Origin of the sequence: Pseudomonas brassicacearum subsp. brassicacearum (assembly GCF_008801605.1) — a bacterium.
Lineage (GTDB): Bacteria > Pseudomonadota > Gammaproteobacteria > Pseudomonadales > Pseudomonadaceae > Aquipseudomonas > Aquipseudomonas brassicacearum.
The window spans coordinates 232,848-257,928 of the sequence record NZ_VZPJ01000008.1; the positions used below are offsets into that span (position 1 = coordinate 232,848).

At 60.9% G+C, this 25,081-nt stretch carries 27 protein-coding genes; 17 read left to right on the top strand and 10 right to left on the bottom strand.

The window, feature by feature from the left end; genetic code table 11:
• Positions 1-63: 63 nt before the first annotated feature.
• From F7R20_RS19600 to F7R20_RS19620, 4 genes are all read left to right on the top strand, one after another.
• A complete protein-coding gene (locus F7R20_RS19600; RefSeq protein WP_003204470.1) occupies positions 64-966 on the top strand; it encodes an urea transporter in 903 nt (300 codons plus the stop codon).
• 20 nt (positions 967-986) lie between these two features.
• Complete coding sequence (locus tag F7R20_RS19605) at positions 987-1,811, top strand: ion transporter (protein WP_003204472.1); 825 nt, start codon at positions 987-989, stop codon at positions 1,809-1,811.
• A 95-nt stretch (positions 1,812-1,906) separates the two neighbouring features.
• Positions 1,907-2,905: a sulfate ABC transporter substrate-binding protein gene (locus F7R20_RS19610; RefSeq protein WP_003204473.1), complete on the top strand. Its 999-nt coding sequence runs from the start codon at positions 1,907-1,909 to the stop codon at positions 2,903-2,905.
• Positions 2,906-3,213: 308 nt separating this feature from the next.
• On the top strand, positions 3,214-4,416 hold the full coding sequence (locus tag F7R20_RS19620) for an MFS transporter (RefSeq protein ID WP_003204475.1): 1,203 nt from the start codon (positions 3,214-3,216) through the stop codon (positions 4,414-4,416).
• A gap of 59 nt (positions 4,417-4,475) precedes the next feature.
• Here the strand turns inward: F7R20_RS19620 and F7R20_RS19625 are convergent, their stop codons facing one another.
• The 4 genes from F7R20_RS19625 to F7R20_RS19645 form a co-directional block, all read right to left on the bottom strand.
• Positions 4,476-4,667, bottom strand: a complete 192-nt coding sequence (locus F7R20_RS19625) for a PLDc N-terminal domain-containing protein (protein ID WP_003204476.1) — start codon at positions 4,665-4,667, stop codon at positions 4,476-4,478.
• Positions 4,668-4,738: 71 nt separating this feature from the next.
• On the bottom strand, positions 4,739-5,269 hold the full coding sequence (locus F7R20_RS19630) for a hypothetical protein (RefSeq protein ID WP_003204477.1): 531 nt from the start codon (positions 5,267-5,269) through the stop codon (positions 4,739-4,741).
• 182 nt (positions 5,270-5,451) lie between these two features.
• A complete protein-coding gene (locus F7R20_RS19640; protein ID WP_003204479.1) occupies positions 5,452-5,970 on the bottom strand; it encodes an ankyrin repeat domain-containing protein in 519 nt (172 codons plus the stop codon).
• Between the two features lie 94 nt (positions 5,971-6,064).
• Positions 6,065-7,903, bottom strand: coding sequence for a long-chain-acyl-CoA synthetase (locus tag F7R20_RS19645; protein ID WP_013694036.1), 1,839 nt, complete (start codon positions 7,901-7,903; stop codon positions 6,065-6,067).
• 356 nt (positions 7,904-8,259) lie between these two features.
• Between F7R20_RS19645 and F7R20_RS19650 the strand changes: the two genes are divergently transcribed.
• A complete protein-coding gene (locus F7R20_RS19650) occupies positions 8,260-8,538 on the top strand; it encodes a DUF3509 domain-containing protein (protein WP_003204481.1) in 279 nt (92 codons plus the stop codon).
• 887 nt (positions 8,539-9,425) lie between these two features.
• On the opposite strand, the gene F7R20_RS19665 is transcribed toward F7R20_RS19650, so the two are convergent.
• The 3 genes from F7R20_RS19665 to aroC are packed head-to-tail and all read right to left on the bottom strand — an operon-like array spanning position 9,426 to position 12,265.
• Positions 9,426-9,959, bottom strand: coding sequence for an acireductone dioxygenase (locus F7R20_RS19665; protein ID WP_003204483.1), 534 nt, complete (start codon positions 9,957-9,959; stop codon positions 9,426-9,428).
• A 34-nt stretch (positions 9,960-9,993) separates the two neighbouring features.
• Positions 9,994-11,139: an MFS transporter gene (locus F7R20_RS19670; RefSeq protein WP_003204484.1), complete on the bottom strand. Its 1,146-nt coding sequence runs from the start codon at positions 11,137-11,139 to the stop codon at positions 9,994-9,996.
• A 34-nt stretch (positions 11,140-11,173) separates the two neighbouring features.
• Complete coding sequence (gene aroC / locus F7R20_RS19675) at positions 11,174-12,265, bottom strand: chorismate synthase (protein WP_003204486.1); 1,092 nt, start codon at positions 12,263-12,265, stop codon at positions 11,174-11,176.
• Positions 12,266-12,407: 142 nt separating this feature from the next.
• Between aroC and F7R20_RS19680 the strand changes: the two genes are divergently transcribed.
• Both F7R20_RS19680 and F7R20_RS19685 read left to right on the top strand, forming a co-directional pair.
• A complete protein-coding gene (locus tag F7R20_RS19680) occupies positions 12,408-13,373 on the top strand; it encodes an alpha/beta hydrolase (RefSeq protein WP_003204487.1) in 966 nt (321 codons plus the stop codon).
• Between the two features lie 107 nt (positions 13,374-13,480).
• Entirely contained in the window at positions 13,481-14,269 is a 789-nt protein-coding gene (locus F7R20_RS19685; RefSeq protein WP_003204489.1) for an N-acetyltransferase, read from the top strand.
• A 140-nt stretch (positions 14,270-14,409) separates the two neighbouring features.
• On the opposite strand, the gene prmB is transcribed toward F7R20_RS19685, so the two are convergent.
• Positions 14,410-15,318 (bottom strand): 50S ribosomal protein L3 N(5)-glutamine methyltransferase, encoded by a 909-nt coding sequence (gene prmB, locus F7R20_RS19690; protein ID WP_003204491.1) that lies wholly within the window; start codon positions 15,316-15,318, stop codon positions 14,410-14,412.
• A gap of 254 nt (positions 15,319-15,572) precedes the next feature.
• Between prmB and F7R20_RS19695 the strand changes: the two genes are divergently transcribed.
• The 5 genes from F7R20_RS19695 (at position 15,573) to F7R20_RS19715 (ending at position 18,345) form a co-directional block, all read left to right on the top strand.
• Entirely contained in the window at positions 15,573-16,163 is a 591-nt protein-coding gene (locus tag F7R20_RS19695; protein ID WP_003204493.1) for a cysteine hydrolase family protein, read from the top strand.
• A gap of 130 nt (positions 16,164-16,293) precedes the next feature.
• Positions 16,294-16,614: a hypothetical protein gene (locus F7R20_RS19700; protein WP_003204495.1), complete on the top strand. Its 321-nt coding sequence runs from the start codon at positions 16,294-16,296 to the stop codon at positions 16,612-16,614.
• 74 nt (positions 16,615-16,688) lie between these two features.
• Positions 16,689-17,246, top strand: a complete 558-nt coding sequence (locus F7R20_RS19705) for a Smr/MutS family protein (RefSeq protein ID WP_003204497.1) — start codon at positions 16,689-16,691, stop codon at positions 17,244-17,246.
• A gap of 77 nt (positions 17,247-17,323) precedes the next feature.
• On the top strand, positions 17,324-17,869 hold the full coding sequence (folE, locus tag F7R20_RS19710; RefSeq protein ID WP_003204506.1) for a GTP cyclohydrolase I FolE: 546 nt from the start codon (positions 17,324-17,326) through the stop codon (positions 17,867-17,869).
• Positions 17,870-17,973: 104 nt separating this feature from the next.
• Positions 17,974-18,345: a glutathione S-transferase N-terminal domain-containing protein gene (locus tag F7R20_RS19715; RefSeq protein WP_003204508.1), complete on the top strand. Its 372-nt coding sequence runs from the start codon at positions 17,974-17,976 to the stop codon at positions 18,343-18,345.
• 144 nt (positions 18,346-18,489) lie between these two features.
• Here F7R20_RS19715 and F7R20_RS19720 read toward each other — a convergent pair whose 3' ends face one another.
• Complete coding sequence (locus tag F7R20_RS19720; protein WP_003204509.1) at positions 18,490-19,656, bottom strand: aminotransferase-like domain-containing protein; 1,167 nt, start codon at positions 19,654-19,656, stop codon at positions 18,490-18,492.
• Between the two features lie 82 nt (positions 19,657-19,738).
• Between F7R20_RS19720 and F7R20_RS19725 the strand changes: the two genes are divergently transcribed.
• The 3 genes from F7R20_RS19725 to F7R20_RS19735 all read left to right on the top strand — a co-directional run bounded on the left by F7R20_RS19725 (position 19,739) and on the right by F7R20_RS19735 (position 22,598).
• Positions 19,739-20,185, top strand: coding sequence for a MarR family winged helix-turn-helix transcriptional regulator (locus tag F7R20_RS19725; protein ID WP_003204511.1), 447 nt, complete (start codon positions 19,739-19,741; stop codon positions 20,183-20,185).
• A gap of 374 nt (positions 20,186-20,559) precedes the next feature.
• Complete coding sequence (locus F7R20_RS19730) at positions 20,560-21,909, top strand: NCS2 family permease (RefSeq protein WP_003204513.1); 1,350 nt, start codon at positions 20,560-20,562, stop codon at positions 21,907-21,909.
• Positions 21,910-21,971: 62 nt separating this feature from the next.
• A complete protein-coding gene (locus F7R20_RS19735) occupies positions 21,972-22,598 on the top strand; it encodes a LysE family translocator (RefSeq protein WP_003204515.1) in 627 nt (208 codons plus the stop codon).
• Between the two features lie 217 nt (positions 22,599-22,815).
• On the opposite strand, the gene uraH is transcribed toward F7R20_RS19735, so the two are convergent.
• A complete protein-coding gene (uraH, locus tag F7R20_RS19740) occupies positions 22,816-23,169 on the bottom strand; it encodes a hydroxyisourate hydrolase (RefSeq protein WP_003204518.1) in 354 nt (117 codons plus the stop codon).
• Positions 23,170-23,582: 413 nt separating this feature from the next.
• Here uraH and puuE point away from each other — a divergent pair, with 413 nt between their 5' ends.
• Complete coding sequence (gene puuE, locus F7R20_RS19750) at positions 23,583-24,524, top strand: allantoinase PuuE (protein ID WP_003204523.1); 942 nt, start codon at positions 23,583-23,585, stop codon at positions 24,522-24,524.
• On the top strand, positions 24,521-25,036 hold the full coding sequence (uraD, locus tag F7R20_RS19755; protein WP_003204525.1) for a 2-oxo-4-hydroxy-4-carboxy-5-ureidoimidazoline decarboxylase: 516 nt from the start codon (positions 24,521-24,523) through the stop codon (positions 25,034-25,036). The genes puuE and uraD overlap by 4 nt, the downstream gene beginning before the upstream one ends.
• Positions 25,037-25,081 lie beyond the last annotated feature (45 nt).

The window sequence follows — 25,081 nt, forward strand, 5'->3', positions numbered from 1 at the left end:
AAACCCTTGTGGGAGCGAGCCTGCTCGCGATGAGGGCAACTCGGTCCATCAGATATATCAACCATGCCCAACACCCACTGCCCCGACTGGGCCACCGCCCTGCTCAACGGCTTCAGCCAGATCTTCCTACAGCGCCATCCGTTGTGCGGCCTGCTGTGCCTGCTGGCGATTCTGCTCACTGCGCCCGCCCTGTTCGGCGGCGCGTTGCTGGGTGGGGTGGCCGGGTTGCTCACGGCCCAGCGACGCGGTTACGCCAAGGCCGACCGGCAAGCCGGGCTGTTCAGCTACAACGGCATTCTGCTGGGCTTGCTGCTGAGCCTCGCGTTGCCCTGGTCCGTCCTGTTGCCACCGTTGATCATCGCGGCAGGCGGTCTCAGCGCGATGCTGACCCAGCAATGGCTCAAGCGCACCCGTGGCCCTCGATGCCTGCCCGCCTACACCGCGCCTTTTGTAGGGTTGGCTTGGCTGCTGGTGAGTCTCACCCTGCCGCCGTCCCCAACCACCTCGATTGAAATGACAGTACCCAACCTGTTGGCCGCGCATTTGAGCGGGCTGGGCCAGGTCATGTTTCTCGGCCATCCGGCGGCGGGTGCGCTGATCGCGGCGGGTCTGCTGCTGGCCGACCGTCGTGCCGCTGCTTGGGCGTTGTTCGGTTCCGCCGCCGGCCTGGCCTTCGCCTTGTCGCAACATGAAAACGCAACCGCTCTTTGCGGCCTTGGCGGTTACAACCCGGTGTTGGTGGCGCTGGCCCTCAGCCAACAGCGCCGCCAAGCCTGGCTGCCGCTGGCGGGCATTCTCCTGGCGGTCATGCTTACCCCAGGTTTTATCGCCCTCGGCCTGCCTCCCCTGACGGCACCGTTCATCCTCACCTGCTGGTTGATCCAGGCCACCGGCCGGGCGTGGCGCCAAGCCAGCCTCGACAGCGCGCCTTGCGCTCTGCAGGGCAATCGCCCTAGGCTTCGCTGATTCCGGTTCAGGCGAAGATTATGCAAAGCAGCAACAATTGGCGTGAACGCCTCTACGTGATCATTTTCCAGGCCGACACCGTGGCCGGCCGGCGCTTCGATAGCACCTTGCTGTTGATCATCCTCGCCAGCCTGGTGATCGTGATGCTCGACAGCATCGATAGCGTGCACAAAAATTACGCGGCCCTGCTGGCCGGTATCGAGTGGGGCTTCACCTTCGTCTTCATCGTCGAGTACGGCCTGCGCCTGTACTGCTCGCCCAAGCCGCTGCGCTATGCCTTCAGTTTCTATGGCCTGGTGGATCTGCTGGCGATCGTGCCGGGGATCCTGGCTCTGTACTACAGCGATGCCCAATACCTGTTGATCATTCGGATCATCCGGATGCTGCGGATTTTCCGGGTGCTCAAGCTCAGTCCCTACCTCAAGCAAGCCAACTACCTGATGGCGGCGCTGCGGGGAAGCAAGCAGAAAATCATCGTGTTCCTGCTCAGCGTCTCGACCCTGGTGACCGTCTTCGGCACGCTGATGTACGTCATCGAAGGCCCTGGGAATGGCTTCACCAGCATCCCCAAAGGCATCTATTGGGCTATCGTGACACTCACAACCGTGGGCTTCGGCGACATCGTGCCCAAGACGCCACTGGGCCAGGTGGTGTCGTCCCTGGTGATGATCACCGGTTATTCGATCATCGCCGTGCCGACGGGCATTTTCACCGCTGAACTGGCCACCGCCATGCGCGGCGACCAGCTCCAGCATGATTGCCCGGTGTGCAGCAAAAACAACCACGAACACGGTGCTGCTTTCTGCTCCCGTTGTGGCAATGCGCTGTTTAAGAAATTGGAATAAGCAAAGCACTTTTTGATGCTTGAAGGTCTATAGGCTTGCAGCTAGTGTGCTGGCTAATTGCCCGGAACCCCCGTTCGAATAAAAAGGAATTCGCTGTGAAGAACTTCTTTGGCGCCTCACTTCTCGCCGTCGGCCTGACCTTCGGCAGCCTGGCCCACGCCGCCCCGACCCTGCTCAACGTTTCCTACGACGTGATGCGCGATTTCTACAAGGACTACAACGCAGCCTTCCAGAAGCACTGGCAGGCCGAGCACAACGAAAACATCACCGTGCAGATGTCGTTCGGCGGCTCCAGCAAGCAGGCGCGCTCGGTGATCGACGGCCTGCCGGCGGATGTCATCACCATGAACATGGCCACCGACATCAACGCCTTGGCGGACAATGGCAAACTGGTGCCCGAGAACTGGGTCACCCGCCTGCCGAACAACAGCGCGCCGTTCACCTCGGCCACGGTGTTCATCGTACGCAAAGGCAACCCGAAAGCCTTGAAAGACTGGCCCGACCTGCTCAAGGACGGTGTGCAGGTGATCGTGCCCAACCCGAAAACCTCCGGCAACGGTCGCTACACCTACCTCTCGGCTTGGGGTTATGTGCTGAAGAATGGCGGTGACGAGAACAAGGCCAAGGACTTCGTCGGCAAGCTGTTCAAGCAAGCGCCGGTACTGGACACCGGCGGTCGCGCCGCGACGACCACCTTCATGACCAACCAGATCGGCGACGTGCTGGTGACCTTTGAGAACGAAGCGGAAATGATCGCCCGCGAATTCGGTCGCGACCAGTTCGAAGTGATCTACCCGAGCGTTTCCGCCGAGGCCGAGCCGCCGGTCAGCGTGGTCGACAAGGTTGTCGAGAAAAAAGGCTCCCGCGAAGCCGCCGAGGCCTACCTCAAGTACCTGTGGTCGCCCGAAGGCCAGGAAATCGCCGCCGCCAACTACCTGCGCCCACGGGATCCGGCGGTACTGGCCAAATACACCGACCGCTTCCCGAAAGTGGACTTCCTGTCGGTGGAAAAAACCTTCGGCGACTGGCGCACGGTGCAGAAGACTCACTTCAATGACGGTGGGGTTTTCGACCAGATCTACAGCGGGCAATAAGAGAGGACAAGCTGTACGCGATCCTGTGGCGAGGGGATCTGTGGGAGCAAAGCTTGCTCGCGATGAAAACAGCGCGGGGCCTCTGGAACCGAGGTGCCTGTATCGCGGGCAAGCCTTGCTCCCACACAAGCTTGCCCCGACCACACAAGCTTTGCTCCCTCAGATCCCCTTGCCACAAAATCTTCCCAGCGTCCTTGTGCGTCCCATCATCAACTGCAAGCATGTCTGATATCAACCACAAGCCCTGTTCCAGGGCCCCATAACGCTTTAGCCTCGCGCCATCTTTCCTGTTCACTGACGAGATTGCCATGAGTGCTCATTCACCTACCTCGCCCGGCAGCCCCCTGACCCGCGGCATGGTCCTGCTCTTCGCCTTCTGCTGCGGCGCCATCGTCGCCAACATCTACTACGCCCAACCCATCATCGAACTGATCGCACCCGACGTCGGCCTGAGCAGCACCATGGCCAGCCTGATCGTCTCGCTGACCCAGATCGGTTACGCCCTTGGCCTGTTTTTCCTGGTGCCACTGGGGGACTTGCTGGAAAACCGTCGGCTGATGATCATCACCACCGTGGTGGCGATCGCCAGTTTGTTAGGGGCAGCGTTCACCGATCAACCGAATGTATTCCTGCTGGTTTCGCTGTTGGTGGGGTTCAGCTCGGTGTCGGTGCAAGTCCTGATTCCGCTGGCCGCGCACCTGGCGCCGGAAGAAACCCGGGGACGGGTCGTGGGTGGGATCATGGGCGGTCTGCTGCTGGGGATCCTGCTGGCGCGGCCGGTCTCCAGCGTCGTGGCCGATCACTTCGGCTGGCGGGCCATGTTCATCATCGCCGCCGTGTTGATGGCCGCCATCAGCATCGTCCTGGCGCTGACCGTGCCCAAGCGCCAGCCCGACCATAGCGCTACCTACGGTCAACTGCTGGGCTCGCTCGGTACCCTGCTGCGCCAGCAACCGCTGCTGCGGCAACGGGCGTTCTACCAGGCTTGCATGTTCGCCACGTTCAGTCTGTTCTGGACCGCCGTGCCGCTGGAGCTGTCACGTAACCATGGCCTGTCCCAGACTGAAATCGCGCTGTTCGCCCTGGTCGGTGCCATTGGTGCCATCGCCGCGCCCATCGCCGGTCGCCTGGCGGATGCCGGCCATACCCGCAACGCCTCGTTGCTGGCGATGTTGTTCGCCAGCCTGAGTTTCCTGCCGGCATTCATCCATCCGCTCTACAGCGTGATCGGCCTGGCGGTGACTGGCGTGGTCCTGGATTTCTGTGTGCAGATGAACATGGTCCTGGGCCAGCGCACCATCTATGCCCTCGATGCCAAGAGTCGCGGCCGACTGAATGCGCTGTACATGACCAGTATCTTCGTCGGTGGCGCCTTCGGCTCATCGATTGCCAGTGCGGTGTACGAACACGGCGGTTGGTTGTGGGTGGTGATCGTCGGCAGTGCCTTCCCACTGTTGGCCTTGCTGCGCTTCTTGAGCACCTCGCGCAAGCCGTCCCTGGCTACGGCCTGAATACCCCACGCATAAAAAGCCCGGTCGCCTTCAGCGCCCGGGCTTTTTGGTGGAGCGTGTCAGATCCGCACGTTGCCACGCGGCCCGGCAATCGCCCAGATGATCAGGCCCAGTACCGGCAACAGCAGGATCAGCAGCACCCAGAGGATTTTCATCCCGGTTTCCGCGCCACTCTTGAGTACATTGATGATCGCCCAGATATCGAGCGCCAGGATGATCAGGCCGACCAGGCCGTTGAAGGTGGAACCCATGGTGTCGCTCCCAAATGGTGATGTGCACACTTAGGATAGCGGGCCCCAGGCAAGGGTTCCGTTTTATTGCTTCAGACGTGAACCGCGACCTTGAGGGCTTCCAGGGAGGGCGCGGCGGCAATGCCGACCTCGGCACACAGCTCCAGCACCCGCGGCACATCGTTGCCGTACACCAGCACCATCTGCAATTCATCGTCGAGCAACTGGCTGAAGTTCATCAGCACGTAGCCACCGTTTTCCTTGTTCAGGCTGCTCATCTGGATCTGTATGCGGTTGAGCGCGGTCAGGGCTTCGGTTTTCGCCAGTTGCTTGGGCTTGAGGTTGAACGCCACGCCGGGGCCGAACGAGGCGACGATCTGTTCGAACAGGTCCACGTAGGTGTCGGCCTGGAACAGCACGGTGTCCGGCAGGCTGCCCACCACTACCCACTCACCCAACGGGATCGGGAACGTGTCGTCGTAGTTGATATCGGGGTTGGCCGCCAGGAAAACCGCCGTATCGGCGTAGGCCTGGGCCGCTTCGTCAGCGATTTTCGCGATGTCCGCCTCGCCGAGGCAGCCGGAGCTGATTTTACCGATGAGTTCGATGAGGGCGGCTTTCATGGCGGTGAATCCTGTGGCGAAGGGTGTTTTGAGGGCGGGCAGGATAACGCATTCGCTTGCGGATTAGGATTGGAGAAGGACCTGTGGCGTTGTGGGAGCAAGGCTTGCCCGCGATGAAAACAACGCGGTCTCTCTGGAACCGAGGTGCCTGTATCGCGAGCAAGCTTTGCTCCCACAGTCTTTCAGGCCAACAACTTTTCCAACTGCGCCGTGGTGTCCACCGCGCCCATGGTCTTGGCGGCATCAAGGGCCGAGACGCCGTTGGCATCCTTGGCTTTCGGGTCGGCACCTTTGCCAATCAGGTAGTCGACGATTTCCACGCGGTTGAACATCGCTGCCATCATCAGCGCGGTACGACCATCGAAGGAGGCGCCTTCCACTTGCGCGCCGCCCTCCACCAACGCCGAAACCACTGCCAGGTCGCCCTTGAACGCCGCGCCGGCAATCGGGCTCTGGCCGTTGTCGTTGCGGATTTCCGGATCGGCCTTGTGCTCCAGCAACACTTTCACCGTTTCCACATGCCCGTGGTAAGCGGCCAGCATCAACAAGGTGTCGCCCTTGTGGTTACGCAGGTTGGGCGGCAGACCCTTGCTCAGCAACGCAGCCATCATGGCCGCATCACCCTGGCGTGCGACGTTGAACACCTGTTCGGCAAACTCCGCAGCCTCTTCCGGGGTCATCTGGCGGCTTGTATCGGACATGGGAAACTCCACTCGGCTCTTCGCAAAGCGGCTAGTTTCACGAGGGACCCGGGCGCTGTCATCCCTTTTTTCACTGTGCCCGTCATAGCCAGAATCAATAACGCAATTGTCCGCCCTGAATCCGAACTGCCAGCTGCCGATCCACCCGCACGTAAGTATCGGTGCCCGGCAACCAAGCGTAGACCGGCTCATCCCCGGTGACGCATGGGTCGAATGCTTCGGCCTTGAGGCGGGTCTTCTGGTACTTGAAGGTGCCGGTGGTGTCCATTTTCACCTTGATGCGCAGGAACAGCGGCACGGCATAGGCTGGCAGCTTGCATTGCAAAAACTGCAACAACTCGCTGAAGTCCAGGGTCGCCAGGGATTCGGACGGGGTGATTGCCGCCATGCCCGCACGGCCATTGGTGCCATTGATCTCCACACCATAAGCCACTGCCTCGGCCACCTGCGGATGTTGCAGCAGCACATTTTCGACTTCCGTGGTGGAGACGTTTTCGCCTTTCCAGCGATAGGTGTCGCCGAGGCGATCAACAAACTGCCCATGCCCGAAACCAATGTTGCGCAACAGGTCTCCGGTATTGAAGTAACGATCGCCCGGCGCAAAGACATCCCGGCAGATGGTTTTTTCGGTCAAGGCCTGATCGGTGTAGCCATCCAGCGGCGCCTTCTCATCGATCCGCGCCAGCAACAGACCCGGTTGGCCCCTGGGCACTTTTTGCATGCGACCTTGCAGGTTGCGCAACGGCAGGCCGCTGGCATGATCGTACTGCACCAGCTCCCAGCCCATCAGGGAAAACCCGATGGTGTTGTCGAAATTCAGGATGTTGGTGAAACCGATATTGCCGTCGCTGGCGGCATACAGCTCACAGATGTGGTCGATGCCAAACCGGCTCTTGAAGGTCGACCAGGCCCCGGGGCGCAGTCCGTTGCCGATCATTTTCTTCACACCGTGGTGACGGTCATCGGCAGCGGCAGGCTGATCGATCAGGTAGCGGCACAACTCACCGACATACCCCAGCGTGGTCGCCCGGTAACGGCGTACGTCGCTCCAGAACTGGCTGGCGCTGAACTTGCGCCGGATCGCGAACCCCGAGGCCCCACATATCGCCGCGCCCCAGCACACGCACAGGCCGGTGGCGTGGTACAGCGGCAAGGTGCAATACACGACATCGTCGGGCTGCATGTCCAAGGCGATCAGGCCGAAGCTGGTGGACGTGCGCATCCAGCGACCATGGCGAAACACCCCGGCCTTGGGCAGCCCGGTGGTGCCCGAGGTATAGAGATAAAAACAAGGGTCGTTGCAGAAAACCTGCCGGCTGCACGCCGGGTTATCGCTCGGGTAATCCTCGCTGCCAGCCATCAGGTCGATGAAACCGGATGGGGCATCGGACGGGATATCGGCACTGTCCTGATCCGCCAGCCACCAGGTCCTGCTGCTCGACAGTGTGGTTCGTTCTCGTATGTCGTTGAAGGCCGCGACCCGTTCATCCCCCACCACCACCGCGACCGGGCTGACCAGGGCCAGGCTGTGCACCAGCGCATCGCCGGTTTGCGAGGTGTTGAGCATGGCACTGACCGCGCCGACCTTGGCCATTGCCAACACGCTGATCAATAGCTGTGGCCGGTTCTCGATGAATATCGCCACGCAATCGCCCTTGCCGATGCCCTGGGCCAGCAGGTAATGGGCGATGCGATTGGCCTGCGCGTTGACCTGTGCATAACTCAACACCGTCTCGCCGCACAGCAGTGCCGGGCCCTGGGGATTGCGTTGCGTGGCCTGTTCGAAACACCAGCCCAGGCCGCAAGGCTGGGTCGGGTCCTGGACGTTGGCCAGCTTCATGCCTTTGACGATCCGGGGGACGGCTTTGGCAATGGCTGGCAGCTTGCGCAGCATCATGCCCCAGGTAATCGCGTCGCTGGGTGTACGACTCATGGTGATCTTCCCCGTTCGACCTCGTGGGTCTCGGTTCTTGTTATCGGGCAGCAGGTGATTTTGGCTCGAAAGTACGCTGGCAATTGCGGCGCTGTACACGCGGTTTTTGCAATGTTTTGTATCCGCTGCCCGAGACAGGCGAAGCGCGAGCACCGGGAAACGATTTGGTTCCAAAAATCATTGCCCGACCACGCAAAATGCAGGATGCACGATGGCTATTCATGCAAGATGCACGAAATCAAAAATACAGAAAAAATATAACTATATGTTTTTAAAGGATTTTATATAAAGCCGAATGCTGGCACAGACAGTGCAACTCCCCCTCCACGGTTTGCCATACCATGGAGCAGTCAACTATGAACATGATTCAAGAAAAGTTTGCGTCCCTGTTTTCCAACTACGAAGTGACCACCCAGCCCCGCCCGGATGGCGGCATTCTGCTGACCTTGCGTAATAGCGACGGCAAGCTGTTCAAACGCACGATTTCCTACGCTCAACTGCATGCGGGGGATCAGTTGTCCTGGGCGATCAGCGCGATTCGTCGTGACCTGGCTGAACAGGCTAGCGAGTTGCCACAGATCACCTTGTTGCAGAGCCAGCATCGGTTTGCTTTGCCGACTTACCATAGCGCTTGAGCCTGCTGGAAAAACGCGGAGCTGCTTGCTCTTGCTTGAAAAAACGGCGCTTCTTTCAGAAATGGGGAGCGCCGTTTTTTTGCGCCTTGGGAAAGCCCGCTTCGGTGTGTATATCCGTTTCTTCGGTAATGGCTGCTGACGGTTCCGCTCTTACAGCGGCTCACTTTTGAGAAGCCCGGAAGCCGGCCCAGTCAAAAGTAAGCAAAACGCTCCTGCCCCACCACTTGGCACCTCGCCTAGGCTCGGTGTGCCCTCACTCCGGCCAGCGTGGTTAACGGGGCGCCGAGATCAACGTCCACCGCGAGGCGGCCTAACAGCCGACCTGGCTCTCCTGGTCGTACACCCGTTAGATCTGTGGGAGCAAAGCTTGCTCGCGAAAGCGATGTGTCAGTTTGCGGTGATGTTGGATGTGCCGGCCTCATCGCGAGCAAGCTCGCTCCCACAGGGGATCCTGGGTGTTCATGAGTTCTGTGTTCACTGCAGCCCATTGTGGGAGCGAGCCTGCTCGCGAAGGCGATGTCACAGTCGATGAAGATGTTGGATGTGCCGGCCTCTTCGCGAGCAAGCCCGCTCCCACAGGTTTTGCGGTGCACATGGATTTTGTATCTGATGAAGATCCAATGTGGGAGCGAGCTTGCTCGCGATACAGTGGGCAACCCGGCATGGATGCCGGGTTAGCCGCGCTGGGCCATGAATGGCCCTTCGCGGCGGCCCACGGAGCAATGCTGGAGCGAGGCACCGAGTGGTGGGGCAAAGCGCTTTTGGTTACTTTTGGCTGGTCCGGCTCCCGGCTCTTCCAAAAGTGACCCGCCGTAAGGGCGGAACCCTAAGTAGCCGTTACCGCAGCAACGGATATACACACAAGCTCAGGGCACCACCAACGCAGGTCAGTCTTCCAGACGAGGAAACCGCCGAGCAATATCATCCCCCGTAACCTCAGCAACCAACCCCTGCAAATCACCAGACAAACGAATCGTAACGAAATGCGGCCGCTCCCCCCTGTCAAACCAATGCGGCATACCAGCAGGCACCGTTATCAAGTCATTCCTTTCACACAGCACCGCGTAGACATAATCCCCAACGTGCAGGTTAAACAAGCCACGACCGGCAACGAAAAACCGCACTTCATCCTGGCTATGGCGACACTCATCGAGCTCCCCAGCCTGTTCCGGCTGATCGCTGCTGACACTGACAACATCGACCGCAACATAACCCCGCTCAGTCATCAACCCATCGATCTGAGCCTGGTAAGCCGCAATGATGTCCTCCTCACTGGCACCCGGCTGGATTTTCACCGCCGCCTCCCAACGGGCAAAGTGAATACCTTGTTCAGCCAGGGTCGCGGCAATGTCCTCGACGTGGGTCAACACTTTGTTCGGAATGTCTGGGCTCGAAACGTGATAGACCGACAGGCTGCTCATGACAAAGGCTCCAGCAAATTAATGGTTCGAAGGCTCATGGCCGGTCCTCTTGCATACGTGTGGCAATGATAACGGCTGCCGCGAAAGCCGCGAGGCTGGCGAGGCTGAATGTCCAACTGGCACCCAAGGCGTTCCAGCTATAGCCGGAATACAACGCGCCCAAGGCCCCGCCCGTACCGGCCAGCGCCGCATACAGCGCCTGCCCCTGGCCTTGCTGGCGAGGACCGAAGCTGCGTTGCACGAAATGGATGGCGGCGGCGTGAAAACTGCCGAAGGTCGCCGCGTGCAGCACCTGGGCGAGCAACAATACCCAGAGAAACTCGGCCAGCGAGCCCAACAACAACCAGCGCAACGCCGCCAGCAGGAAACTCGCCAGCAGTACCCGGCGCACGGAAAACCGCGCCAGGATCCGGCTCATCAGCAGGAACACCAAAACTTCCGCCACCACTCCGAGGGCCCAGAGCAGGCCGATCAGCCCGCGACTGTAACCCAGGTGTTCGAGGTGCAAGGTCAGGAAGGTGTAATACGGCCCGTGGCTCACCTGCATCAGGCCCACACACGTGTAGAACGCCAGCACGCCAGGGTTGCGCAGTTGCCGCAGGAACCCTTCCCCTGCGACGCGCGGCCCCTGCAGTGGCTGGGCGTTGGGCACCCAGAAGCTGGCGAGAACGATGCCGGCCATGATCAACACCAGCGCCACCGGGTAGATGTCCAGGCTCAGCCATTCGAACAAACGGCCGAGCGCCACCACGGTGATGATGAAGCCGATGGAGCCCCACAGGCGGATCTGGCTGTAGCGCGAGGCCTGCCCGCCGAGATGGGCCAGGGTGATGACTTCGAACTGCGGCAACACCGCGTGCCAGAAGAACGCATGCAGCGCCATGACCATCGCCAGCCAGGCGTAGCTTTTATCGATGAAGATCAGCGAGAAGGCCAGCAGCGTGCAGATCGCGCCAAACCGCACGATCGCCAGGCGTCGGCCGGTGTAGTCCCCCAGCCAGCCCCAGATGTTCGGCGCCACGCAGCGCATCAACATGGGAATCGCCACCAGCTCGCCGATGCGCGCCGCGTTGAACCCCAGGTGATCGAAATACAGCGCCAGGAACGGCGCCGTCGAACCGAGCAGCGCGAAATAGAACAGATAGAAACTGGAGAGCCGCCAGTACGGCAGTGCCGCCATGGTCGTCAGGCCACGGCGGTCGGCAGGCCAACCATCAAAGCTGCCCCAGCACCGGAGTGCTGACGCGAACGTCGGCGTTCTGGCCGCGATGACGCAGAAGGTGATCCATCAGCACGATCGCCATCATCGCCTCGGCGATGGGCGTGGCGCGGATGCCGACGCACGGATCGTGACGGCCCTTGGTGATGACGTCCACCGGGTTGCCATGGATGTCGATGGAGCGGCCCGGCGTGGTGATGCTGGACGTTGGCTTCAAGGCCAGGTGCGCCACGATCGGCTGGCCCGAGGAAATGCCACCGAGGATGCCGCCGGCATTGTTGCTCAGGAAACCTTGCGGGGTCAGTTCGTCACGGTGCTCGGTGCCGCGCTGGGCAACGCAGGCGAAACCGGCGCCGATCTCCACGCCTTTCACCGCATTGATGCTCATCAGCGCGTGGGCCAGCTCGGCGTCGAGGCGGTCGAAGATCGGCTCGCCAAGGCCAGGCATCACCCCTTCGGCGACCACGGTGATCTTCGCGCCGACCGAATCCTGGTCCCGACGCAGTTGATCCATGTAGGCCTCAAGTTCTGGCACCTTGTCCGGGTCGGGGCAGAAGAACGCGTTCTGTTCCACCGAGTCCCAGGTCTTGAACGGGATTTCGATGGGGCCCAACTGGCTCATGTAGCCACGAATGACGATGCCCTGGCTGGCCAGGTACTTCTTGGCGATCGCCCCGGCCGCCACGCGCATGGCGGTTTCCCGCGCCGAGCTGCGACCGCCGCCACGGTAATCGCGCTCACCGTATTTGTGGTGGTAGGTGTAGTCGGCGTGGGCTGGGCGGAACAGATCCTTGATGGCCGAGTAGTCCTTGGACTTCTGGTCGGTGTTGCGGATTAACAGGCCGATGGCGCAGCCGGTGGTGCGCCCTTCGAACACGCCAGACAGGATTTCGACTTCATCGGCTTCCTGGCGCTGGGTGGTGTGGCGGCTGGTGCCGGGCTTGCGGCGGTCCAGGTCACGCTGCAGGTCGTCCAGGGAAATCTCCAGGCCCGGCGGGCAGCCGTCGACAATGGCGACCAACGCCGGGCCATGGCTTTCGCCCGCGGTGGTGACAGTGAACAGCTTGCCGTAGGTATTGCCGGACATGCAGGGTGCTCCGTGAAATCGCTGAGAGACTCAACCTTGGATTCGTAATGCGCGCCAGTATACGCAGGCTCCCCGCGTAGTTCATCCTCGAACCTTATCGGCGGCCACCAGTCCAACCGGCACCTTCGCAACTAATGGCGTGATGATGTTAAAGCTGCTTGCCTTAAGCCTTACCTTGTTCACCGGCCTGTTTTGCGGCCTGGCCCAGGCCACGGTGCTGCAACGCCCAATCAGCCTCGATACGGGCAATGGTGAGCTTTTCGGCTCGTTGTTGCTGCCCAAGTCCGACACGCCGGTGCCGGTTGTCCTGATCATTTCCGGGTCAGGTCCTACAGATCGCGACGGCAACAACCCCGACGGTGGGCGCAACGACAGCCTCAAGCGCCTGGCCTGGGTCTTGGCCAAACACAACATTGCCAGCGTGCGCTATGACAAACGCGGTGTAGCGGCCAGCCTCGCGGCGACACCGGACGAACGCAACCTGAGCGTCGAGGCCTATGTGGCCGATGCCGTGGCCTGGAGCCACAAGCTCGCCGCCGATCCGCGACTGGGCCCGTTGATCCTGCTGGGCCACAGCGAAGGCGCATTGATCGCCAGCCTCGCCGCGCCCCAGGCCAACGCGGCGGCGGTGATTTCGCTGTCTGGCAGCGCCCGACCGATCGACCAGGTGCTGCGCCAACAACTGAGCAACCGCCTGCCACCGCCGCTGATGTTGCGCAGCAACGAGCTGCTCGACAGCCTCAAGGCCGGTCGACTCGATGACAACGTACCGGCACAGCTGCAGGTCATTTTCCGCCCCAGCGTGCAGCCCTACCTGATCTCGCTGTTCCGCCAGGACCCGGCCCAGGCCTTCGCGGCGTTGAAAATGCCGGCCTTGATCATCCAGGGCAGCAGCGATATCCAGGTCAGCGTCGATGACGCCAGGCAGCTGAAAGCCGCCAAGCCCGACGCCGAACTGGCGCTGATCGAGGGCATGAACCACGTGATGCGCATCGTGCCCAACGACGTGAAACGGCAACTGGCCTCCTACAAGGATCCCAACCTGCCCCTGGCGGCCGAGCTTGGTTCGCGAATTCTGCGTTTTATTGACTCGTTAGCCGCGCGTTAGGCGGTTTTAGTCGATTTAGCTTCAGGACTGGCAAAAACGGCCGATAGCCCGGTGTCGGGCAGCGCTATGGCTGCCGACCCGCCGGCCTGGACAGGATTTTTGCCGTTATGACTGAAACTGAAACTTCCCCCAACACCGCTGCCGAAGCTCCCGCCTCGCCTGCGGTAGAGCTGCCGTGGGCCGACGTGCATACCGAGCATCACAAAATGCTCCGGCTGGCGCCGCTCAAGACCGACCGCGCCACCGGTGTGCGGCCGCTGCGGTTTGTCGAGTTCAGCTATGTCGAGCGCCACAGCAAGGAACGCAGCCTGCTGCGCATGAGCATCCAGCTGCCGAACCAGCGCGTGCGCAAGGAACAGAATCACCTGGACGTCTGGGCCGACCACGTCGAAAAACGCCTGTTTTTTTCCCCGGACAACCTGCAAGTCGAGCCGTCCAACCGTGGCATCGGCCGTTTCCTGGCGGCCCAGGGCATCACCTGGGCCAAGAAACGCTGGTCGGCCTACCGGGTAGACGGCACCGACCTGGATAACAAGGACGCCCTGAACGAAGACACTCGCCTGCGCCGCGACCGCTTTCTCAAGGCCCAGGGCTTCGAGGTGGTCTATGCCGATGCCCAGCACCTCAAGGGCAGCGTCAAGCCAACCCACGTTGGCGATCTGCTCGGGGACTGGAACACCGAAAAGCTGCAATTCGTGGAAATCCTTGAAGCGGCGCAGATGCTGCAACAGGCCGAGCAGAACCTGGCGGAACAGGAAGTCAAACTCAAGCAGCAGGAAGAAAAGGTCACCAAGTTCAAGCGCGAAGACGCCGGCCTGCGCTTCACCATCACCTGCCTGGTGGCCTTCGCCATGTTCCAGGCGGGGTTGCTGATCTGGATTGCGACGCGGCATTAAGCCCGACAGCGCCTGAACAACCCTGTGGGAGCGAGCTTGCTCGCGATAGCGGTGAATCAGCCAACTTCAATGCTGCTGATCCGACGCCATCGCGAGCAAGCTCGCTCCCACAGTGGGTGCACCCAGATGGATAAGGGGGATCAAACCCGCGAAGCAAACAACCCCTGGTGCTGGCGGCACTGTTCGGCGCTGAGCATGAACACACCATGGCCGCCGCGTTCGAAGTCGAGCCAGGCGAAATCGACTTCCGGGTACAACGCCTCGACGTGCACCTGGCTGTTGCCCACCTCGACAATCAACAACCCCTTCTCGGTCAGATGATCGGCCGCCTCGGCCAGCATCCGGCGCACCAGGTTCAAGCCGTCATCGCCACAAGCCAGGCCCAGCTCCGGCTCGTGCTGGTATTCCTGCGGCATGTCGGCGAAATCTTCTGCATCGACGTAGGGCGGGTTCGACACGATCAAGTCGAAACGTTGCCCCGGCAGACCGTCGAAACCATCGCCCTGGACCGTGAACACGCGCTCATCGACGCCATGGCGCTCGATGTTCTGGTTGGCCACTTCCAGCGCTTCGAACGACAGGTCGGCCAGCACCACCTCGGCCTCCGGGAACTCATAGGCACAGGCAATGCCAATGCAGCCGGAACCGGTGCACAGATCAAGAATTCGTGCCGGCTCCTGGCCCAGCCACGGCTCGAAATGCTTTTCGATCAGTTCGCCGATGGGTGAGCGCGGAATGAGCACGCGCTCGTCGACGATGAACGACATCCCGCAGAACCAGGCCTCACCCAACAAATAGGCGGTTGGCACACGCTCGGTGATACGCCGGCGCAGCAGGCGCTGCACATGGACCAGTTCTTCGTCTTCAAGACGGCAGTCCAGATAGCTGTCGGCAATTTCCCATGGCAGGTGCAATGCGCCCAACACCAGTTGCCGGGCTTCGTCCCACGCATTGTCGGTGCCATGACCGAAAAACAGATCCTCCCCATGGAAACGGCTGACGGCCCAACGGATATGGTCGCGCAGGGTACGGAGACGGGAAGTGATCACGGCGGCAAACTCCAGAAAAATCGACGGGCGAGTCTACCAGCCAAACGCGGCCCCACCCAAACACGCCCCGATGACGAACGAAAAACCCCGGACCAATCGTAGGAATTATCCGTTTTTTGATCCGCCTATTGAACAAGATGAGCATCTTGACAAGGCTGTAGGCCAGCAACGGCGGCCCTTGCGATGGAAGCGATTCACAGAACCGCTCAGCCAGAGGACAATGTCGCAAAAGCCCCACTCGAAGGAGCCCCAGAATGTCCGTTCCAAAAACGATGTTTCAACTCAGCGGCCGTGGTTATGCAGCGGCCAACCTGAGTCAAGCGACCCTGATCATCATCGATGCCCAGAAAGAATACCTCGCCGGCCCCCTGGCCCTGAGCGGCATGGATGCAGCCGTCGCGAACATCAAGCAATTGCTCGGTGCGGCCCGTGCAGCCGGTCGGCCGATCGTGCATGTGCGCCACCTGGGCACCCATGGCGGGCTGTTCGATCCGCAAGGCGAGCGCGGGGAGTTCATTCCCGGCCTCGAACCCCAAGCCGACGAAACCGTGATCGAAAAGCTGCTGCCCAGCGCCTTCCACGGCACCGAGTTGAAAAAGCGCCTGGAAGACTTCGGCCCCCTGGACCTGATCGTGTGCGGGTTCATGAGCCACTCCAGCGTCAGCACCACCGTGCGCGCCGCCAAGAACCTGGGCTTTCGCTGTACCCTGGTGGAAGATGCCTGCGCCACCCGCGACCTGCCATACAAGGGCGGCGTCCTCAGCGCCGAACACGTTCAGCAGACCGAAATGGCGATCATGGCGGACAACTTCGCCACCCTGGCATTGACTCGTGACTTCATCTGATTCGCCTTGATGAGCGGCCACTCCCGCCGCTCATCCGCAAAAGCCTCTCATTTGCCGCAATTGCCATACTGTCAGGAACAACCCGAACATCTTCCGGTCGAAGGGCCGATACCCATTGAGGAAGGTCGGAATGAAGTTATCCGATGGTTTTGACGCACGTCGCTTGCGGCCCAAGGGCCCGAGCAACTGGCGGTTTCGTTTTGGCGCGGCAATCGCTGCGCTACTGGCAACATTCGGTGTGCTGCTGGCCATGGCCGGTGCCGCCAGCCTGCTGGGCCGCCCGCCCGCACTGGGTGAGTTGAACGCCACTCCGCTGGGTTCGGCGATCATCCTGGCAGTCGGTCTTTTCGTGTTGTTACTGGGCGTCTGGCTCTGGCGCCGCTGCCGCCGTCGCGCCCGCCAATCCCTGGAGCTGGCCATGGCTCCGCACCTGATGAAAAAGCACGACTGACCCGCCATCCGACGTTTTGTCGCGCCTGATCCCGCCAGAGTTGGGTAAACTGGCCGGCCTTCGCGGAGGCTGACATGCAAGACGACGACTTTTCCCTGTTCAAAAGTGCGATCCAGGGCGTAAAACCGATCAAGCACGACCGCGCCGAAACCGGCAAGCCCAAGGCCGATCGCGCGCAAATCGCCAAGCTGCGCCAGGCCGCCACCGTGCGCACCGACGCTACGACCGTGGATGGCCTGTCCGATCAGTTCGTGATCGACGTCGGACCGGAAGACGAGTTGATGTGGGCACGCGACGGTGTCCAGGAAAGCCAGATGCGCAAGCTGAAGGTCGGCCAGATCCCCTTCGAGGGCAGCCTCGACCTGCACGGCATGAGCGTTGAAAAAGCCCGGGAAACCCTTTGGGCATTCCTGGCCGAAGCCACCAAGTTCGAAATCCGCTGCGTGCGCGTCACCCATGGCAAAGCCGTGCGCCTGGACGGCAAGCGGCCGATGATCAAGAGCCACGTCAACACCTGGCTGCGCCAGCACCCACAAGTGTTGGGCTTCACCTCCTGCCAGGCAAAACACGGCGGCGCCGGGGCGGTCTACGTGATGCTCAAGCGCACCATGATGGAAGGCCGCGACGAATAGCCCTCGCTTGCCGAGCTTGCAGCGCCGTGTCCGCCACCGTACCCTTGCCCTTTGCGTAAAATCCCACAGGTAGTTTCATGTCTCTGGAACAGAATTACACCGCGATTCTCGGCCAACTGGGCGAGGACGTTTCCCGCGAGGGCCTGCTCGACACGCCCAAGCGTGCTGCCAAGGCCATGCAGTACCTCTGCCGCGGTTATGAACAGACCCTGGAAGAAGTCACCAACGGTGCCTTGTTCAGCTCCGACAACAGCGAGATGGTGCTGGTCAAGGACATCGAGTTGTACTCGTTGTGCGAACATCACCTGCTGCCTTTCATCGGCAAGGCTCACGTGGCCTACATCCCGAGCGGCAAGGTGCTGGGGCTGTCGAAAGTCGCGCGCATCGTCGACATGTATGCGCGTCGCCTGCAGATCCAGGAAAACCTCAGCCGCCAGATCGCCGATGCGGTCCAGCAAGTGACTGGCGCCCTGGGCGTGGCGGTGGTGATCGAGGCCAAGCACATGTGCATGATGATGCGCGGTGTGGAAAAGCAGAATTCCTCGATGATCACCTCGGTGATGCTCGGCGAGTTCCGGGAAAACGCCGCCACTCGCAGCGAATTCCTCAGCCTCATCAAGTAATCCGTCGCACGAAGAAAACCGGCATTGATCGCCGGTTTTTTTTCGCCTGTGAAAAATCAGGTAAGCTGCGCGCCCTCTTCTTCCCTGCCGCGAGGCTTAATACCGTGATCGTCAAAGCGCTTCGGGTTGGCTTGGGCCAGCTCATCATCTTCATCGACTTCATCACCCGCCCGGGCAAGAAACAGCGCCCGACCGAGGCCCAGGCGCAGGTCGAGCAGGCCGCTCGCAGCCTGACGCTGTATCAGTTCCACGCCTGCCCGTTCTGCGTGAAAACCCGCCGCACCCTGCGACGCCTCAACGTACCCGTGGCCCTGCGCGATGCGAAAAACAACGAGCAGGATCGCCAGGCCCTGTTGGAGCAAGGCGGCCGGATCAAGGTGCCGTGCCTGCGGATTGAAGAAAATGGCGAGACCACCTGGATGTATGAGTCCAAGGTGATCATTGATTATCTGGATAAGCGGTTCTCGGCAGCCTGATAGTTTTCTAGTGCGACGACTGGCCTCATCGCGAGCAAGCTTTGCTCCCACAGGGGGGCTTGGTGAACACTGGATTTGTATTCACCACTGTCCCTGTGGGAGCAAAGCTTGCTCGCGATGAGGCCAGTCCAGTCACCACATAAGTCAGGCTGCTTTTACCGCCAACGCCTCCCGCACCACCCCCGCCAACCGCTTGAGCCCTTCATCCAACCGCGCCGGATCGATGTGGCTGAAGTTCAAGCGCAAGTGCCCCGGATGCTGGTCCGGTTCAGGGAAGAACGGTTCCCCCGGCATGAACGCAACGTCGGCCGCCAGCGCGGCGGGGAGCAAGGTGCGGGTGTCCAGCGGTTGCCTGAGAGTCAGCCAGAAAAACAACCCACCCTGGGGCACGCTCCAGTCCGCGATGTCGGCAAAATGCTTGTGCAGCGCCGCCTGAAAGCGGTCGCGACGATCCCGATAGAAATCCCTCAACTCACTCAAATGGCTGCGGTACTGCTCGGTGCCGATCCATTGCAGCGCCTGCCATTGGCCGATGCGATTGGTGTGCAGGTCCGCCGACTGCTTGAGCCGCAGCAGGTGCGGGAACAGATCCGGGCTGGCGATCAGGTAGCCCACCCGTAGCCCCGGCAACAGGGTTTTCGACACGGTGCCGGTGTAGATCCAGCTGGCCTTCTTCAAGCGACTGACAATTGGCGTGGCACTGCCGCCATCGAACGTCAGCTCGCGGTAGGGTTCGTCCTCGATCAGGGTCACGTCGAACTCGTCCAACAGCGCCGCCACCGCATCGCGCTTGGCTTCGCTGTAGCGCACCGCCGAGGGGTTCTGGAACGTCGGGATCAGGTAGATGAACGCTGGCCGATGCTGCTCCAGGCGGGCCCGCAACTGTTTCAGGTCCGGGCCGTCGGCCTCCAGGGGCACGGTGATGCAGTCGGCGCCGAACAGCTGGAAAATCTGCAACGCCGCCAGATACGTCGGCGCTTCGAGCATCACTTGCGTACCGACGTCGATGTGCAGCTTGGCCGCCAGGTCGAGGGTTTGCTGGGAACCGCTGACCACCAGCACCTGACTCGCCTCACAGGCCACACCCAGCGCCCGCGCCTGGGCCGCCAGGGCTTCGCGCAGGGCGGGTTCGCCTTCGCTCATGCCGTACTGGCCCATGGACAACGGCATGGCCGCCCATTCCACTTTCGGCAACATGGCTTCGGCCGGCAGGCCGCCGGCGAACGACATCACTTCAGGGCGCTGCGCCGCCGCGAGGATTTCTCGAATCAAAGAACTTTTGAGGCGCGAGACACGTTCGGAAAAAGCCATGGAGGTCACCTGTAGCGGGGCACGGGAAGAATAAGTCAAACTGGTTGACCGAAATTACGCCGACCTCTACGGATACGTCAATATGCTTGACCTTAAAAACCCGACTTCCCAACAAATGGCCATGGAAGCGTTTTTCTTCGGTTACCAGGCGTTCACCGCCAAGGCCGATGAAATGCTCGAGCGCCGCGGGTTGAGCCGGGTGCACCAGCGCATCGTTTTTTTCATCGCCCGCTACCCGTCATTGAGCGTGAAGGAATTGCTGGCGGTACTCGGGGTGAGCAAGCAGGCGCTGAACATGCCGTTACGACAACTGATGGAAATGCATCTGGTGAACAGCGTCGCGTCCGAGACCGACAAGCGCAAGCGGCTGCTGGAACTGACAACCGAGGGCGAACGCTTCGAACAGGCATTGCGGCGTGAGCAGGTGAAATTGCTGGAGCGGGTGTTTGCCGAGGCCGGGGAAGCGGCGGTGGATGGGTGGTTGGCGGTGAATCTGGGGCTGGGAAAGGGTCAGGTGGCTGTCGACTGAGTTTCCTCTGCAAGCTGTGTATTGCCCGGTCTATCGCCATCGCGGGCAAGCCTTGCTCCCACAGAGGGTCTCAGCGGACACCTGCTGGAAGCAAAACTGTTCCCACAGAGGGTCAGTGGACGCCCGCCGTGGGAGCAAAGCTTGCTCGCGATAGCGTCCGCCAGGGCGATATATCCCTATCGCCCGAAATTTCGTCGACAACACAGAAAACATTATTTGCTTTATTTGTATACAAAAGCATAATTCGCTTCGTGCGAGTTCCTGACCAACAGGTCAACATACTTCGCCAGCCTTACCTGCCTCAGCGCATCGCAGCCACCCCAGGGCGTGTGCGGTGCTGGAAATAACAATAAGACTCTTGAGGAGTACTCGCTGTGGAAAGCCGCAAACCCGAAGCCCGGACGCTGGACCTCTCGCCGCCACTACGCAGTGGCTGGCTGGAGCGCATCTTCAAACTCAGCTTGCATGGCACCACGGTGAAGACCGAGCTGATCGCCGGCCTGACGACCTTCATCACCATGGCCTACATCATCTTCGTCAACCCCAACATCATGGCCGACGCCGGCATCGATCACGGTGCCGCGTTCGTCGCCACCTGCATCGCCGCGGCCCTGGGCTGCCTGTTGATGGGCCTGTACGCCAACTGGCCGGTGGGCCTGGCGCCAGGTATGGGCTTGAACGCATTCTTCACCTACACCGTGGTCGGCACCATGGGCTACAACTGGGAAACTGCGTTGGGCGCGGTGTTCGTTTCCGGTGTGTTGTTCATGGTCCTGACCCTGTCACGGGTGCGGGAGTGGCTGCTCAACAGCATTCCGGTGAGCCTGCGGTTCGCCATGGGCGCGGGGGTCGGGTTGTTCCTCGGGCTGATCGGCCTGAAAACCGCCGGGATCATCGTCGACAGCCCCGCCACCCTGATCAAGCTCGGCTCGTTGCGTGAGCCCGGTCCATTGTTGGCCGCAGTGTGCTTCCTGATGATCGCCGTGCTCAGTTATCACCGCGTGTTCGGCGCAATCCTGATCAGCATCATCGCCGTGACCCTGGCCGGTTGGGGCCTGGGATTGGTGCAGTACAACGGCGTCATGTCGACACCGCCGAGCCTGGCCCCCACCTGGATGGCGATGGACGTGGCCGGTGTGTTCAACGTCAGCATGATCAGCGTGGTGCTGGCCTTCCTGTTCGTGCACATGTTCGACACCGCCGGCACCCTGATGGGCGTTGCCCAGCGCGCCGGCCTGGTGAAAGCCGATGGCAAGATCGAGAACCTGTCCCGCGCCTTGAAAGCCGACAGCGCCTCCAGCGTATTTGGCGCCATGGTCGGCGTGCCGCCGGTGACCAGCTACGTGGAAAGCGCCGCTGGTGTGGCCGCCGGTGGCCGCACGGGGCTTACCGCGGTGACCGTCGGTGTGCTATTTATTGCCGCCATGTTCTTCGCACCGCTGGCTGGGATGATCCCAGCCTACGCCACGGCCGGGGCCTTGATCTACGTTGCCATGCTGATGATGGGCGGCATGGCCCACATCGAATGGGACGAGGCGACTGACAGCATCCCGGCCATTGTCACGGCCATCATGATGCCCCTGACGTTCTCGGTCGCCGACGGTATCGCACTGGGTTTCATCACCTATGTGGTGCTCAAGGCAGGCACCGGTAAACACAAGGAAATCTCCGTCAGCCTGTGGGTGCTCTGCGCGATCTTCATCGCCAAGTTCATCTTCTTGTAAGCGGCACCGTATTCACCCGCCTCACCCAATGGGTGAGGCTTTTGTACATCAGGAGCAAAGCAATGAATCTGGAAACCTGGCTGTTGTTCAGCGGTGCCGCCTTGGTGGTGATCCTCATCCCCGGCCCGTTGTCGTTGTTGATGATCGGCAATAGCCTGAACTACGGCCTGCGCCGCTCGTATCCGGCATTCCTGGGTGGCGTGATCGCTTCGATCTGCCTGCTGAGTGCCTCGGCGCTGGGGCTCGGTGCGTTGTTGATGGCATCGGAACAGCTGTTCAGTGCCCTGAAGATTGTCGGTGCCCTGTACCTGTTTTACCTGGCCTGGCAGAGCTGGCAGCAATCACGCCAACCGTCCCAAGGCGCCGACGTGCCCCAGGCCGCAGCCGTCCCGCGCTTTCGCGCCCTCTTCGGCCGGGCGTTCGTATTGGGCGCCAGCAACCCGAAAGACATCCTGTTCTTCGCCGCTTTCCTGCCGCAATTCTTGAGCGCCGAACAAGCATTCCTGCCACAACTGCTGATCATGATCGCCACCTGGACCGTACTCGACCTGCTGTGCAAATTGGCCTACGGCCTTGGTGCCCATGGCGCGGCGCGGTATCTGCGTACGGGGAAAGGCCAGGGCTGGTTCAACCGCATCAGCGCAGGATTATTTGGCGGTGCGGGCGCAGCCTCCTTGTTGAGCCGCTAAAAAAGCAAAAGCATCGCGAGCAAGCTCGCTCCCACAGGTTTTTTGTGAGCGGCAAAATCCAGTGTGGGAGCGAGCTTGCTCCGGGCGGCGATCCGACGATGAGTCCCTCCCAGACAGCCCATTTCCACGGACGAAAAAAAGCCCGCAGTGTGAGCGGGCGAAAAACCAAAGAAGCGCCATGCGCAGTCGCTTCCAGGACAAGGCAGCTGCTTGGGGGTCAGCTGCCCCGATAGGTGGAATAGGCGTAAGGCGAAATCAGCAGGGGCACGTGGTAATGATCCTGTTCGGCCGAAATGCCGAAGCGCAGCACCACCACATCCAGGAACGCCGGCTCGGACAGCTCGACACCACGGGCGCGGTAGTAATCACCGGCATGGAATTGAATCTGATAGACACCCGAACGGTAGTCATCCCCTTGCAGCAGCGGTGCGTCGCAGCGACCATCGCTGTTGGTCTGCGCACTGGCGACCAGTTGCAGTTGCGAACCTTCCACGCGGTACAACTCGACCTTGATCGAGCTGCCCGGGCAGCCGTGTGCAGCATCCAAAACGTGAGTAGTCAAACGTCCCATTGATTGTGCGCGCCTCGCTGCTGTGCAGTCCGGCCCGACGCCTCCTGAATCAGTTGAAAGACAGGCCGCACCGTTTCGGAGCACGAAACGCCACGGCGATGAGCGAATTAAGACACTTTAAAAGAAAATTGTACACAATAAAAAACAGATATTTAGTCCATGCATGTTCCGACAAAGGTTCCTGCCCAATCTCAAGCCAAACCAACGGATACGCCATTCTTCCAGCCATTAATTGACCAGATGGGCAGGTTTCTTGCAGTGTAGACAAACCGGGGACTGCGGTGAAAAATGCAAAAAATCAGGCTTACAAATCGCACATAAAGTTGTATACAATCACTCCATCGTCGTGACGCCAGCCCATGATCCATCATCAGGGCGCCACCCACATGGTTCGAACAAGAAGGAAAACTGCAGTGAGCGCTGACTACCCACGCGACCTGATCGGTTACGGCAGTAACCCTCCCCATCCCCAGTGGCCGGGCAATGCCCGCATCGCCCTGTCCTTCGTGCTCAATTACGAAGAAGGCGGCGAGCGCAACATCCTGCATGGCGACAAGGAATCCGAGGCGTTCCTCTCGGAGATGGTCGCGGCGCAACCGCTGCAGGGCGAGCGCAACATGAGCATGGAATCGCTTTACGAGTATGGCAGCCGTGCCGGGGTCTGGCGGGTCCTCAAGCTGTTCAAGGAATTCGATATCCCGCTGACCATTTTCGCCGTGGCCATGGCCGCCCAGCGCCATCCGGACGTGATCCGCGCCATGGTTGCCGCCGGTCACGAAATCTGCAGCCACGGTTATCGCTGGATCGACTACCAATACATGGATGAGGCCCAGGAACGCGAGCACATGCTCGAAGCGATCCGCATCCTCACCGAAATCACTGGCGAGCGTCCGCTGGGTTGGTACACCGGTCGCACCGGCCCCAATACCCGCCGGCTGGTCATGGAGGAAGGCGGTTTTCTCTATGACAGCGACACCTACGACGACGACCTGCCCTACTGGGAACCGAACACACCCCACGGCAAGCCGCACCTGGTGATCCCGTACACGCTGGACACCAACGACATGCGCTTCACCCAGGTGCAGGGTTTCAACAAGGGCGATGATTTCTTCCAATACCTCAAGGACGCCTTCGACGTGCTGTATGCCGAAGGCGCCGAAGCCCCCAAGATGCTCTCCATCGGCCTGCACTGCCGCCTGATCGGCCGCCCTGCCCGCCTCGCGTCCCTCAAGCGCTTCCTTGAATATGCCAAGGGTCATGAACAGGTCTGGTTCAGCCGTCGTGTCGACATCGCCCGCCACTGGCAACAGACTCACCCGTGCCCGCAAGCTTCGAAACCAGGAGCTTCGAAATGACTGCCTTCCAGACCCTCAAGCCATCCACCTTGAGCCGTGAAGCCTTCGTCCGGGCTTTTGCCGATATCTACGAACATTCGCCATGGGTCGCCGAAAAGGCTTTCGACCTGGGCCAGGACCCGTCGATCGACCAGATCGAAACCCTGCACCAGCGCATGAGCGACATCCTGTTGAGTGCCGATCACGCCAGCCAACTGGCCCTGATCAACGCTCACCCGGACCTGGCCGGCAAAGCCGCCGTCCAGGGCCAACTGACCGAAGCCAGCACGAACGAACAGGCCGGCGCCGGTATTCACCAATGCTCGAGCGATGAGTTTCAGCGCTTCACCGAGCTGAACGACGCCTACAAGGCCAAGTTCAAGTTTCCCTTCATCATGGCGGTAAAAGGCAGCAACCGGCATCAGATCCTCGCGGCGTTCGAAACGCGCATCCATCATTCGGTAGACACCGAATTCAAATGCGCGCTGGCAGAGATCAACAAGATAGCGTTGTTCCGACTACTGACCCTTTAGCGAGCAGTCCTGAGCCCCAGGATCCTGCAAGCATCCCCAGCCAAC

Coding starts and splice junctions, on each gene's coding strand:
- F7R20_RS19600 (WP_003204470.1), top strand. CDS start 64: ATGCCCAACACCCACTGCCCCGACTGGGCCACCGCCCTGCTCAACGGC.
- F7R20_RS19605 (WP_003204472.1), top strand. CDS start 987: ATGCAAAGCAGCAACAATTGGCGTGAACGCCTCTACGTGATCATTTTC.
- F7R20_RS19620 (WP_003204475.1), top strand. CDS start 3,214: ATGAGTGCTCATTCACCTACCTCGCCCGGCAGCCCCCTGACCCGCGGC.
- F7R20_RS19625 (WP_003204476.1), bottom strand. CDS start 4,667: ATGGGTTCCACCTTCAACGGCCTGGTCGGCCTGATCATCCTGGCGCTC.
- F7R20_RS19630 (WP_003204477.1), bottom strand. CDS start 5,269: ATGAAAGCCGCCCTCATCGAACTCATCGGTAAAATCAGCTCCGGCTGC.
- F7R20_RS19640 (WP_003204479.1), bottom strand. CDS start 5,970: ATGTCCGATACAAGCCGCCAGATGACCCCGGAAGAGGCTGCGGAGTTT.
- F7R20_RS19645 (WP_013694036.1), bottom strand. CDS start 7,903: ATGAGTCGTACACCCAGCGACGCGATTACCTGGGGCATGATGCTGCGC.
- F7R20_RS19650 (WP_003204481.1), top strand. CDS start 8,260: ATGAACATGATTCAAGAAAAGTTTGCGTCCCTGTTTTCCAACTACGAA.
- F7R20_RS19665 (WP_003204483.1), bottom strand. CDS start 9,959: ATGAGCAGCCTGTCGGTCTATCACGTTTCGAGCCCAGACATTCCGAAC.
- F7R20_RS19670 (WP_003204484.1), bottom strand. CDS start 11,139: ATGGCGGCACTGCCGTACTGGCGGCTCTCCAGTTTCTATCTGTTCTAT.
- aroC (WP_003204486.1), bottom strand. CDS start 12,265: ATGTCCGGCAATACCTACGGCAAGCTGTTCACTGTCACCACCGCGGGC.
- F7R20_RS19680 (WP_003204487.1), top strand. CDS start 12,408: ATGATGTTAAAGCTGCTTGCCTTAAGCCTTACCTTGTTCACCGGCCTG.
- F7R20_RS19685 (WP_003204489.1), top strand. CDS start 13,481: ATGACTGAAACTGAAACTTCCCCCAACACCGCTGCCGAAGCTCCCGCC.
- F7R20_RS19695 (WP_003204493.1), top strand. CDS start 15,573: ATGTCCGTTCCAAAAACGATGTTTCAACTCAGCGGCCGTGGTTATGCA.
- F7R20_RS19700 (WP_003204495.1), top strand. CDS start 16,294: ATGAAGTTATCCGATGGTTTTGACGCACGTCGCTTGCGGCCCAAGGGC.
- F7R20_RS19705 (WP_003204497.1), top strand. CDS start 16,689: ATGCAAGACGACGACTTTTCCCTGTTCAAAAGTGCGATCCAGGGCGTA.
- folE (WP_003204506.1), top strand. CDS start 17,324: ATGTCTCTGGAACAGAATTACACCGCGATTCTCGGCCAACTGGGCGAG.
- F7R20_RS19720 (WP_003204509.1), bottom strand. CDS start 19,656: ATGGCTTTTTCCGAACGTGTCTCGCGCCTCAAAAGTTCTTTGATTCGA.
- F7R20_RS19725 (WP_003204511.1), top strand. CDS start 19,739: ATGCTTGACCTTAAAAACCCGACTTCCCAACAAATGGCCATGGAAGCG.
- F7R20_RS19735 (WP_003204515.1), top strand. CDS start 21,972: ATGAATCTGGAAACCTGGCTGTTGTTCAGCGGTGCCGCCTTGGTGGTG.
- uraH (WP_003204518.1), bottom strand. CDS start 23,169: ATGGGACGTTTGACTACTCACGTTTTGGATGCTGCACACGGCTGCCCG.
- uraD (WP_003204525.1), top strand. CDS start 24,521: ATGACTGCCTTCCAGACCCTCAAGCCATCCACCTTGAGCCGTGAAGCC.